Origin of the sequence: Flavisolibacter tropicus (assembly GCF_001644645.1) — a bacterium.
GTDB classification, from domain to species: domain Bacteria; phylum Bacteroidota; class Bacteroidia; order Chitinophagales; family Chitinophagaceae; genus Flavisolibacter; species Flavisolibacter tropicus.
Genome location: NZ_CP011390.1, coordinates 830,380 through 841,657, shown reverse-complemented (window position 1 = coordinate 841,657; position 11,278 = coordinate 830,380). Strand labels below are relative to the sequence as shown.

Here is an 11,278-nt window from a genome sequence, read left to right as displayed (position 1 = left end):
GCCTGGGTAGAAACCCTGGCCCGTTTTTAATCCGTACCCTATGAAAACTGTTAGTAAGTTACGCTCATAGCCAAAGCCTAACAAGCTGAACAATAAATAATAAGCTTACTTTCTTTCAGAAAATGATCCAAGTCAAGAATCTTCTTAATAGAAAAGAGCCTCTTAAATAAAGGGCTCTTTTCTATTTATTCTAAACTAATTATATCTTTTAAGTCAATTCAAATCTTGAATACTTTCCTTCTTGAAAAAATTGTTGTTTAACCTCTGCAGGAGTATCCCAGGATAAATTAAGGATGCCTCGTATACTTTCTACTAGCTTTATATAGCCCATTGGTTTTTGCAGATATAAAGTTGCTCCTAATGCATAAGCTATATTGATCTCTTTAGCATTATTTGAATTACTATACATCACAATCGGCATTCGAAATTTAGTTACCGATTCATAAAGCATTTTTAAACACTCAAAACCATTTACACGGGGCATATTGATATCTAAAAAGATCAAATCTGGATTTACGTTTAATACTGTATTCGGAAGTGCCTCTGCAGTATTTAAAAAGACAAGCTGTATTGTAGGATCAACTTCATGAAGAGCCTCCTTAAAAAGGGCGCAATCATCCTTATCATCATCTATTAATAATATAGTTCGTATGGGGTGCTTTATAATTTTCATTTTTCAGATTTGGTCTGTCAACAAAGAGGTAGGTTATAGGTTTATCGCTGTCTGTAAATATAAAGACATTGTGTAGTCTTCACACAACTAATTCTCAAAAAAAGTTGTAAAAACAACCTTTTTGAGAAAAACCAAGCTTTCTAAAGTAGGGTACAGATCTTATAATAATTTAACAGTTTGATTATCAGTATTCAATTATTGTAAACTCATCAATAATAATTGCTCTTAAGATAAAATAACTGCTAAGATTTAAGCATTCGACCTCATCCGTATTTTAATCCTTTACTATGATTATTTATAGTCAGGTATGTTTCACTCCTAAATTGATTAACTTCTCTTAGTTCCTTCATGCTTCCTTGCCTGCTACTCCTACGTTCCTTCATGGCTACTCCTCTGATCCTTCATGGTTACTCCGTATAAAAGACTATGTTATTCCGTATGGAAGCCATAGTAACTCCGTATCAAGGCCCTTCCTCATCCGTAATCTAACCAACCAACCGCCGAATCACAGCTAAATAATTTACCGAAAAGCAACTACAAATAGTAATAAAAAGAGTAATAAGAAGAAGTAAAATACAATCGTAAAATGTAGAGCTTAAAAATACGAAAATGCTAAATATTCGTTGGGTATTTTCACAACAATCTACCCCTTATTCATAATTCATCTTCACCTTTTCTATATTCAATTTTCTTGTAACTATTTTGCCTTTGTTTCAATATAAATCAATTCATAGATGGCAACCCAAATAAAATATTTTCAAATTTCAAGCACTATTTACAAGGGTTTCTACTAATTGTCTTCATCGTTAGTTCATCAAATTCTTTATGAGTTCTTATCTTTAGCCCCTTCAAAACCAAGACATGGCAGACCAAATTCGAGAAATTAATTTAATTGACGCTTTTGAACGTGTTCCAGTAACGATTGTTGACGATTTAAAGAAAGGTTCAGTTTTAGCCGCAAAACAGATTGCCAGGTTAATACGCGATAAGCAGGCAGTGGGTCAGCCTTGTGTGTTAGGTTTAGCCACGGGTTCTACCCCCAAAACGTTGTATGCCGAACTGGTGCGGCTGCATCAGGAAGAGGGGTTAAGCTTTAAAAATGTGATTACCTTTAACCTGGATGAATATTACCCCATTGAAAACGATGCCCTGCAAAGCTATAACAGCTATATGCACCGGCATTTGTTCTCCCACATCGATATCGATCCTGGCAACATCCATATTCCCAACGGGGAGTTACCCAAGGAAGCCATAAAACAACACTGCGCCGATTATGAAAGCAAGATCGAGGCGGTTGGTGGCATTGACCTGCAGATCCTGGGCATTGGTAATAACGGCCATATTGGTTTTAACGAACCCGGTTCCAGTATTTATTCCCGGACGCGGTTGATCAACCTGGAAAATTCCACGCGGTTGGCCAATGCGTATGAATTTGCCAACATCTCCCAGGTGCCCCGCCTGGCCATCACCATGGGCATCAGCACCATTATGAAGGCCCGCAAAGTCATTCTCTTGGCCTGGGGCCCGGCAAAAGCACCCGTCATCAGGGAGTCGGTAGAAGGAAATGTTACCGAGCAGGTGCCGGCCTCGTTACTGCAACAACACAGCGATTGCGCTTTTATCATTGATACCGCTGCTGCAGCGGAGCTGACCCGTTTCCGCTCCCCCTGGCTCACGGGGGAAATGGAGTGGACCCCCAAGCTGATCAAAAAAGCGGTGGTTAACATGGCCATTGATCGTAACAAGCCCGTGTTATCGCTTACCAACAATGACTACAATGAATATGGTTTAGGCGACCTGCTGGTAGAGCAGGGCGATGCTTATGAAATCAACCTTCAGGTGTATTACATGCTACGTGACTCGATTACCGGCTGGCCGGGGGGCAAACCCAATGCCAATATACCGGCTCATCCCGAGCGTTCGCAGCCTTCGCCCAAGCGGGTCGTGATCTTCTCGCCGCACCCCGATGATGATATCATCAGCATGGGCGGAACCTTCCAGCGCCTGCACGACCAGGGGCATGACGTGCACGTGGCGTATCAGACATCGGGCAACATCGCGGTGACCGATGAATTCGTAACGCGCTTTTTGGATTTCGCAGTCGGCTTTGAATCCATTGCCGGCATTAACAATGAAACCTCGCAAGGTATCTTAAACGATGTGCGTCAATTCCTGGGCAAGAAGAAATCCAACCAAATGGATACCGAACAAATTCGCGCGATCAAAGGATTGATCAGACGCTGTGAAGCGGCGGCTACGTGTCGCTACGTTGGTATTGCGGATGCCAATATCCATTTCCAAAACCTTCCGTTCTACGAAACCGGTACCATTGAAAAAAAACCAATGGGCGAGGAGGATGTGTTGATGACCATGGAACTGTTAAGAAAGATTCAACCACACCAGGTGTTTGCCGCCGGCGACCTGGCCGATCCGCATGGCACCCACAAGGTTTGTTTGGATATTGTTTTTGAAGCCCTGCGTCGCATCAAGGCAGCCGGTGATGAATGGATCGGGGATTGCTGGCTGTGGTTATACAAGGGTGCGTGGCAGGAGTGGAATATTGAAGAAATCGAAATGGCTATTCCCATGAGCCCCGACCAGGTGATGAAAAAACGCTATGGCATTTTCATCCACCAATCCCAAAAAGATATGGTGCCCTTCCAGGGCAGCGATAGCCGGGAGTTCTGGCAGCGGGCCGAAGAACGAAACAGCAATACCGCCAACCTGTATGCCCAGCTCGGACTCACCCATTATGCCGCCATGGAAGCCTTTGTACGTTGGCATTATTAATGGGCAATAAATGTTATTCTAACTAGTTCTTTTTATATTTCGTAATGTGGGTGCACTTGGTAGAAAACAAGTTATAAAATACAGGCTTTCAAAAAATTAGTAACTTTTTTTTCTATAGTATTTGGTTGGTATTCATTTACCTCCTTATATTTGCACCCCACAAACGCTGGCTGCGTAGCTCAACTGAATAGAGCATCTGACTACGGATCAGAAGGTTTCAGGTTTGAATCCTGACGCGGTCACAAGAAAATAAAGGGTTATACATCTAAAAATGTATAACCCTTTTTCTTTTATGGTTATTGATGATTATTCAATTACACAATTGAAATATTGAATTGAAGTAATTATACGTAAACCGGAAACTGGACATTTAATTCACAATTGTCAAACTGTAAATCACAGAGATAAGTAGTAATCTTCCAGTGTGGCTCATAGCTTGCAGATATTTTATCCAAAGCCAGTAATCCGGAGCAGGAACTTAGTATTGCACCATCTTCAATATATCCTTCCAAAGGCAATACCAATCCATCGCAAGTGCTATCATTTAAATTAATCGAGAGTGCCGGATATATCGAAGCGTCAATAGAAACTCTATTTTCATGGTAACCTATCCAAGCCTCTTCACTGTATTTGCTTGCAAATACCATATACTGCCAATCAGCTTCTATTTTTAAATGCCCATTCTTGAAATCAAAAAAAACCTTTAATAAGGGTTGATTTTCTGTATCATTATTATTGCCTTCCTTAGTTACAGCAGGTAACATTACACGCGAAGTAGGAATTTCGTATTCATATTGTCTTAGAAGTAAGGGCTTTTCCATTATTAAGATATTTGATTGCTGATATAAACCTACATCCAGAAAATACCGAAAATGTTTGCCAATAGGCAAATAGGCAGATCCAATAGTCAGGCAAGGCAAATAGAATCGACAACAAAATATCTATTTAAAAGAAATAGACTTTATTCATGCCTTGTCCTTAAAGCAATAGATCAGCACTATTTTCTCCTCCTAAATTGTTTACTATGGAAATGTAGGGCTTACTTGGCCTTATTAGTTGTTTAATATGCCCTTAAGACAAATGCTGAAAAGGATTCACGAACGCACATTACACCCTTTTCTATAAATGATAGTAGGAATGAATGACGGCAGAAGGATAACCGTACAGTTTTAACCATTACGGTTCACATAAATTAATGCCATACACTTGCAAACTGATTTTTCCTTTCTAGCGATTGATTTTGCCTTTTCGCACATATGCGAATAAACGGTGTAAAAACACATCTTAGCTTTAGGATTGTACGATAGCCCTTATCCAATAAACGAACTTCGGTATGAAACACTGTTTGCTACAAAAAAAGTGTTTTGTCATTCATTCGCTAGTATGGCTAACCAATTTGATCGCCACAGATAATCTCTATGCGCAATCTGCAAATAATACGGGGTACACTTGGAATTTACAGCAATGCATTGCATACGCCAAACAAAACAATCTTCAAATAGCCAGCTTTAGGCTTACAGAACAGACTTCTGAACAAGATCGGTTATTGGCTAAGGCGGCCAAATATCCCAACCTAATAGTGGCTGCCACTCAAACACTCAATAACAATAATGCAGGTAATTATCCAGCAGGTACATCGAATGGCAGTTTGGCTAGTATTTATTCCCTGAATTCGGCTTTCACATTATATAATGACAATTACCTTAACAATGATATCCGGCAAAAAGACTTGCAGGTAAAAGCGGCAAAGCAAGATATTCTCACTACTGAAAATGATATAACACTTCAAATTGTACAATCCTACTTGCAAATTTTACTTGCTAAAGAGAATGTATCTTATTTCAACGACCTGGTAAAAACAGCACAATCCCAAACACAACAGGCAGTAATAAAATATAATGCAGGCAGCCTGGCCAAAAAAGAAGCTGTTCAATTGCAGGCACAACTAGCCAATGATCAATACAACCTGGCGACTGCTACCAATAATCAACGGCAAGCCACATTTAATCTTAAGTTGTTAATACAGTTACCTGCCACCACTGATTTTCAAATTGTAGTTCCAGATACGTTACATACCATATCTACTATTTTACCTTTGACCGATGTAGAAGCTGCGGCACTAAACCATCGGCCAGAGATCAAAAGCAGTGAATTGGCAAAGCAAGCAGCAAGTTTCCAATTAAAGAAAGCGGAAGCAGGCCGTATGCCCGTGCTTTCATTGAACAATAGCATTGCTTCTAGCTATAACAACAATATGCTCAAAGATTATGGTCAACAAATTGATAAAAACCTGTACGAAAGAATTGGGTTAATGCTTTCTTTCCCATTATTCAATAACCGCATTGTAAAAACAAATATTGCTAAATCACAAATAGCAATAGAGCAGACCGATGTAGACTTGCGCAATAGAAAAACAGTTTTATCACAACAGGTAGAACAAGCATATATCAACAGCCTTAATGCACAAGCACAATTAACGGCAGCACAAAAACAACTCACCGCCAACAAGGAGTCCTATCGTATTTCACTTGAAGAATTAAAGCTTGGCTCTTTTACCGCTACCGATTTTTTACTGCAAAAAAATCTCTATATACAGGCTATGCAGGCATACTTACAGGCAAAGTATAATGCATTGATCAGCGCACAAGTCTATCATTTTTATAATGGGGATCCTATAGAACTTTAAAGCATTTGTTATGAAAAAACATAGGTTAGTTGTCTGGATGGTTTTGTCGCTTGCTGTGGTAACGCTTTCAGGGATAACACTCTTTAAAAAGAATGAAAATAACACCATATTACTTACTACCAAACCTTCCTTTGGAAGTATATCTAAAACAGTAACAGCTACAGGCACATTGCAGCCAGTAGATACGGTAGCTGTTGGTGCACAAGTATCTGGTACAATCAAAAACATTTACGTAGATTTTAATTCGGTAGTGAGAAAAGGACAATTACTGGCAGATCTGGATCCTGTATTGCTTTTATCTCAGGAACGCCAGATAGCTGCTAACCACCAACAAGCAAAATCCAATCTGGAGTACCAATCAGCTAACTATTACAGGCAGCTGGAATTATTCAATGCAGGCGCAATAAGCAAAGCAGATATGGAAACAGCTACTTACCAGTACCAGGCGGCAGGGGATAATCTGAATAGTAATGCGGCGCAATTGTCAGAAGCACAAAAAAATCTCTCTTTTACCCACATTTATTCGCCTATTGACGGAACGGTCTTATCGCGGAATATTAGTGTTGGCCAAACAGTAGCATCAAGCTTCAATACGCCTACTTTGTTTAGTATCGCCAATGACCTTACACAAATGCAGGTCAGAGCATCAGTCGATGAAGCAGATATAGGTTCTGTACAAAAAGGAGAGAAGGCAAGTTTTACAGTAGATGCCTATCCGGATGAAACCTTCTACGGAATGGTGCAAGAGATACGATTGGAGCCAGCGGTAACAGCCAATGTGGTTACCTATACAACCATTATTGAGGTCAATAATGCTAGTCGTAAGCTAAAACCCGGCATGACAGCCAACATCAATATTATAACCCAGGAGCAGGATCATGTACTGCTAGTGCCTCTATTAGCAACTCAGTTTACCCCTGATCCTTCACAATTAAAAAAATATCGCATTGTACCATTGGTCATTCATACCACGCAACAAAAAGCAACCTTCAATAATAGTCATATAAAAAGTAGTAAGAATAGTGAATCAGGGAATAATGCAGCGGATATATGGATAGAAAAAGGTGATACACTTTTAGAAAAGCAGATTCAAACAGGGCTTTCCAATGATGTACAGCAAGCAGTAATAAATGGCTTAAATACAGGAGATGTTGTAGTCACAGGTATCCGTCTTAATAAGGGTAACAACAAGGCTAATAAAGAAGAAAGAAGCCCATTTATGCCTACAAGAGGCGGTCGTACCGGAAGGTAAGTTTATCCATAATACCGTATTTATGGAATCAGCCATAAATTGTAATGCAAGCCTTGTTGAAAATCTTAAACTAATAACCTGATGAAAAAAACAATCGTTGAAATAAAAAACCTGAAAAGAGAATTTATAATGGGGGCAGAAACAGTGCGAGCACTGAAGGATGTTTCATTTGACGTAGATGAAGGTGAATTTATGACAATCATGGGTAGTAGTGGGTCAGGTAAAACCACATTGCTTAACATAATAGGATGCCTGGATAAACCATCTGGAGGCATCTACTTACTAGATGGCATCAATGTAGGTTCGTCAAACCGAAATGAACTTTCTATGCTGCGAAATAAAAAAATAGGTTTCATCTTCCAGGCTTACAATTTGCTGCCGCGAACAAGCGCACTGGAAAATGTACAATTACCGTTGTATTACAATTCGGCTGTTTCTGCAAAAGAAAGAAAAGAAAGAGCAATGAACGCATTACAAGCTGTAAGGCTTGAGTCCCGCCTCAACAATTTGCCAAACCAACTTTCCGGCGGTCAACAGCAGCGTGTTGCCATTGCCAGAGCCCTGGTCAATGAACCTGTAATAATACTGGCAGATGAAGCCACTGGAAATCTAGATACAAAAACATCTTACGAGATCATGGCTTTGTTACAAGAGTTAAACGGACAAGGCAGGACCATCATTTTTGTTACACATGAACCAGATATTGCTGCCTTTAGTCAACGTACAATAACATTACGTGATGGCCGAATGATAAAAGATGTATTAAACCAACAAGTGCGGTCAGCCAAGGACATGTTGGCTACGTTACCAGTACTAGATGATTATTGATTAGCTATGAATGCAATTAACCTATTACGGATAGCGATTAAGGCACTGCAACGAAATAAACTCCGGGCCTTCCTTACTATGCTGGGTATTATCATTGGCGTCAGTGCGGTGATTGCTATGATTGCTATTGGCCAGGGATCAAAGAAAAGCATACAAGACCAATTAGCCACAATGGGCTCCAATATGATCACGATCCGGCCCAATAGCAATATTACGGCAGGCGCACGACTCGATTTCTCCAATTTGCAAACGCTTACACAACAGGATGTAGACGTACTCAAAAAGCAGGCTCATCATCTACGCTATGTTTCTCCTGCCTCTTCTGCTCGAGGACAGGCAATTGTTGGCAATAACAACTGGCCCACTACTATTCAAGGCGTAGGTAATGACTATTTAGCTATCCGGAACTGGCCACTAAAAGAAGGCACCTCCTTTACTAATTCAGATTTAACAACAGCTAGTAAAGTTTGTTTGTTGGGACAAACAGTAATAGATAATCTTTTTCCAAACGGGCAAGAAGCATTAGGACAAGTGGTACGTTTCAATAAAATCCCATTTCGTGTTATAGGTATTCTGGCGGAAAAAGGAGAGAATGCTTTCGGTCAAGATCAGGATGATATTATTTTAACGCCATATTCTACTGTACAGGAACGCATTACTGGCTCCCTCTATTTTCAAAACATATTTACTTCAGCTTTAGATGAGAAAAGTACTTCCCAGGCTACTGCAGAAATAACTTCCATTCTTCGTTCAACACATAGATTAAAAGCAGAGGATGCAGATGACTTTACTGTACGTACACAAGCCGAGCTCATTCAAACATTCAGTTCTACTAGTCAGTTACTTACTGTATTATTGGCAGCTATAGCTGCTATTTCGCTAGTTGTTGGAGGTATTGGCATTATGAACATCATGTATGTATCTGTAACGGAAAGAATTAAAGAAATTGGCTTGCGTATGTCTATTGGCGCACGAAGCCGAGATATACTTCTTCAGTTTTTAGTAGAAGCGATACTCATTAGCATTACAGGCGGCATTATTGGGGTGAGTCTTGGTATTCTCAGTGCCTGGCTCATCAATATATTGCTCAAATGGCCTACATTAGTTGCCCCATCTTCTGTTTGGCTATCTTTTTTGGTCTGTGCCATTACAGGAATATTCTTTGGCTATTATCCTGCCCAAAAAGCGTCACGATTAGATCCAATAGAAGCCTTACGCTACGAGTGATGAGTTTAACATATTCGTCAGGTTGACACCAATCAACTTCGATAATCCCAATTAAGCAATTCCTCTTAAAGCCTTAAATAATTGATAGGTCAGGACCAATAGTGTAAATAAATTTACAAATACCCGTTTATATCCAATTCCTATTGAATTATCTGATACCTATAGACAAACGCTAAAACGTACTTCTAGTCTTTACCTATGTAAATTTAATCCAAAGCCCCTCTAATACAGGGGCTTTATATTGTTCAAATTTTAAAAAAGTGTAGAGTCCTATTTAATTGATATGAACCTATACTTGTTTCAGTTAGGAGACTATAATCGTATTGGGATTTCGTATTTTATTTTTCGTACTTCCTGATGATATATAGTCCTGATGAAATGGTTTTACCTGTAACCTGAATAACTTTTCTAAAGTTTATGTTTAAGCGGAAAATCAATTTGTTATAGATTGATTCTTAGTGTTAATAAAATAATAGCGCTATTAAAATGTCTTTAACAACTTTTAAGTAAGAGAATGCGTTTATAATTTAGTATAAGTAATTTTTAACCCCGTTAACCAGTTATCCTACAAAGTCATCATGAACAAAACAACAATTCAATTCGACACACTAGGAGATCTAGTAAAGTTCCAGAAAGCAATTGAAATGACTAGTTATAGAATCAATGCTTCAGCCATTTCACTTACCGGTCAACTTTCTGAAGCTGATATTATAGTAGCAGAAGAAGTATACAATGGAAAAGTCTTGCAATTAGAACTAGCAATGCAAGAAATGGAGTTTTAATTCTATTACTCGATCTGACTATAAAAACCGCAGCTAATAGCTCTGATCAAATTTAAGTAATCAGTAAAACAGAAGATTATAAAAAAGTAATAGTTAAGTCACTGAATTAGATAAAAACGTCGACTTAACTATTACTACTTAAATCTTATTAGAATGCATGTGTAAAAACTACTGTTATACAAATACTTGCTGTAATAATTAGTTTACTTGAATTTCGTCTGCAAACAACCAAGCTTTGTTTCCGGCACCTGGATTTCCATCAGGTATTATTCCATAATTCTTTACAACTATTTTCACATAACGTGTGGTTGTGGCAGGAACTGATACAGTCAAAAATCCTGTAGTTAATACGTCGCTTTCAAACGTAGCAGATTCGCCAACTTGTTTAAAGTTCTTTCCGTCATTAGAAACATATACATTCATGGCAGTTGGTAAATAGATCCAGCTACCATTCTGTTCTATTGTATGCAGTTTTACGGACGTTATTTTGTCAGTTCTTCCAAGATCAATAGTGGCTTCCAGATCATCACCAATCCAACCTAACCAATCTGAATAGCTTAATCCTTTATTAGAATAAATACCATTTACCAAACCAAATGCTCCTCCTTGGCCAGGGTACTTTTCATCAGGCTTTCTTTTAATAGTTATTTTCTTACCAGTTGCTTTATTAAAATAGAAAGGTTGTTGAATAGTATTCAGTATAGGTCCACCATTAGAATAGAAAGCAACATAGTTTCCAGTACTATTAATTTTTACAGGCGATTTATATTGAGTAGTTGCAGACCGATCGTTTAATGTATATTCTATTTTGCCTACTGGTTGTGCTGTTTGCAATTGCCATAACACTCCCTTGAAATCTTTTGTAGGAAGTATAGAGGCTTTCATGTCAAAATAGGCCCTGCTATAATTGGCTTTCCATAGATCATAACGCTTGAACTGTGTTTGCAATCGCTTCTCAAAATCTTTCCAGTTTCTTTTTTCTTTTGGACTCCATAATACTTCGCTTAATGCACTCATACGTGGGAAGATCATATATTCCA

General features: G+C 38.8%; 9 protein-coding genes and 1 tRNA gene. 7 read left to right on the top strand and 3 right to left on the bottom strand.

The window, feature by feature from the left end:
- Window positions 1-208 precede the first annotated feature (208 nt).
- Complete coding sequence (locus SY85_RS03420) at window positions 209-673, bottom strand: response regulator (RefSeq protein ID WP_066401816.1); 465 nt, start codon at window positions 671-673, stop codon at window positions 209-211.
- 861 nt (window positions 674-1,534) lie between these two features.
- Between SY85_RS03420 and nagB the strand changes: the two genes are divergently transcribed.
- A complete protein-coding gene (gene nagB, locus SY85_RS03415) occupies window positions 1,535-3,463 on the top strand; it encodes a glucosamine-6-phosphate deaminase (protein ID WP_066401815.1) in 1,929 nt (642 codons plus the stop codon).
- A 168-nt stretch (window positions 3,464-3,631) separates the two neighbouring features.
- Window positions 3,632-3,705 (top strand) — tRNA-Arg (locus SY85_RS03410).
- 102 nt (window positions 3,706-3,807) lie between these two features.
- On the opposite strand, the gene SY85_RS03405 is transcribed toward SY85_RS03410, so the two are convergent.
- Window positions 3,808-4,284, bottom strand: coding sequence for a hypothetical protein (locus tag SY85_RS03405; RefSeq protein ID WP_148661108.1), 477 nt, complete (start codon window positions 4,282-4,284; stop codon window positions 3,808-3,810).
- Between the two features lie 512 nt (window positions 4,285-4,796).
- Here SY85_RS03405 and SY85_RS03400 point away from each other — a divergent pair.
- The 5 genes from SY85_RS03400 to SY85_RS25575 all read left to right on the top strand — a co-directional run bounded on the left by SY85_RS03400 (window position 4,797) and on the right by SY85_RS25575 (window position 10,238).
- A complete protein-coding gene (locus SY85_RS03400; RefSeq protein WP_066401813.1) occupies window positions 4,797-6,149 on the top strand; it encodes a TolC family protein in 1,353 nt (450 codons plus the stop codon).
- A gap of 10 nt (window positions 6,150-6,159) precedes the next feature.
- Entirely contained in the window at window positions 6,160-7,401 is a 1,242-nt protein-coding gene (locus SY85_RS03395) for an efflux RND transporter periplasmic adaptor subunit (RefSeq protein WP_066401812.1), read from the top strand.
- An 81-nt stretch (window positions 7,402-7,482) separates the two neighbouring features.
- Window positions 7,483-8,229: an ABC transporter ATP-binding protein gene (locus tag SY85_RS03390; RefSeq protein WP_066401811.1), complete on the top strand. Its 747-nt coding sequence runs from the start codon at window positions 7,483-7,485 to the stop codon at window positions 8,227-8,229.
- Between the two features lie 6 nt (window positions 8,230-8,235).
- Window positions 8,236-9,456: an ABC transporter permease gene (locus SY85_RS03385; RefSeq protein ID WP_066401810.1), complete on the top strand. Its 1,221-nt coding sequence runs from the start codon at window positions 8,236-8,238 to the stop codon at window positions 9,454-9,456.
- 644 nt (window positions 9,457-10,100) lie between these two features.
- Window positions 10,101-10,238, top strand: a complete 138-nt coding sequence (locus tag SY85_RS25575; RefSeq protein ID WP_158512926.1) for a hypothetical protein — start codon at window positions 10,101-10,103, stop codon at window positions 10,236-10,238.
- 198 nt (window positions 10,239-10,436) lie between these two features.
- Here SY85_RS25575 and SY85_RS25840 read toward each other — a convergent pair whose 3' ends face one another.
- Entirely contained in the window at window positions 10,437-11,270 is an 834-nt protein-coding gene (locus tag SY85_RS25840) for a discoidin domain-containing protein (protein ID WP_066401808.1), read from the bottom strand.
- Window positions 11,271-11,278 lie beyond the last annotated feature (8 nt).

Bases quoted from the DNA above. Each gene is read 5' to 3' on its own strand.
- SY85_RS03420 (WP_066401816.1), bottom strand. From the start codon at position 673: ATGAAAATTATAAAGCACCCCATACGAACTATATTATTAATAGATGAT.
- nagB (WP_066401815.1), top strand. From the start codon at position 1,535: ATGGCAGACCAAATTCGAGAAATTAATTTAATTGACGCTTTTGAACGT.
- SY85_RS03405 (WP_148661108.1), bottom strand. From the start codon at position 4,284: ATGGAAAAGCCCTTACTTCTAAGACAATATGAATACGAAATTCCTACT.
- SY85_RS03400 (WP_066401813.1), top strand. From the start codon at position 4,797: ATGAAACACTGTTTGCTACAAAAAAAGTGTTTTGTCATTCATTCGCTA.
- SY85_RS03395 (WP_066401812.1), top strand. From the start codon at position 6,160: ATGAAAAAACATAGGTTAGTTGTCTGGATGGTTTTGTCGCTTGCTGTG.
- SY85_RS03390 (WP_066401811.1), top strand. From the start codon at position 7,483: ATGAAAAAAACAATCGTTGAAATAAAAAACCTGAAAAGAGAATTTATA.
- SY85_RS03385 (WP_066401810.1), top strand. From the start codon at position 8,236: ATGAATGCAATTAACCTATTACGGATAGCGATTAAGGCACTGCAACGA.
- SY85_RS25575 (WP_158512926.1), top strand. From the start codon at position 10,101: ATGACTAGTTATAGAATCAATGCTTCAGCCATTTCACTTACCGGTCAA.
- SY85_RS25840 (WP_066401808.1), bottom strand. From the start codon at position 11,270: ATGATCTTCCCACGTATGAGTGCATTAAGCGAAGTATTATGGAGTCCA.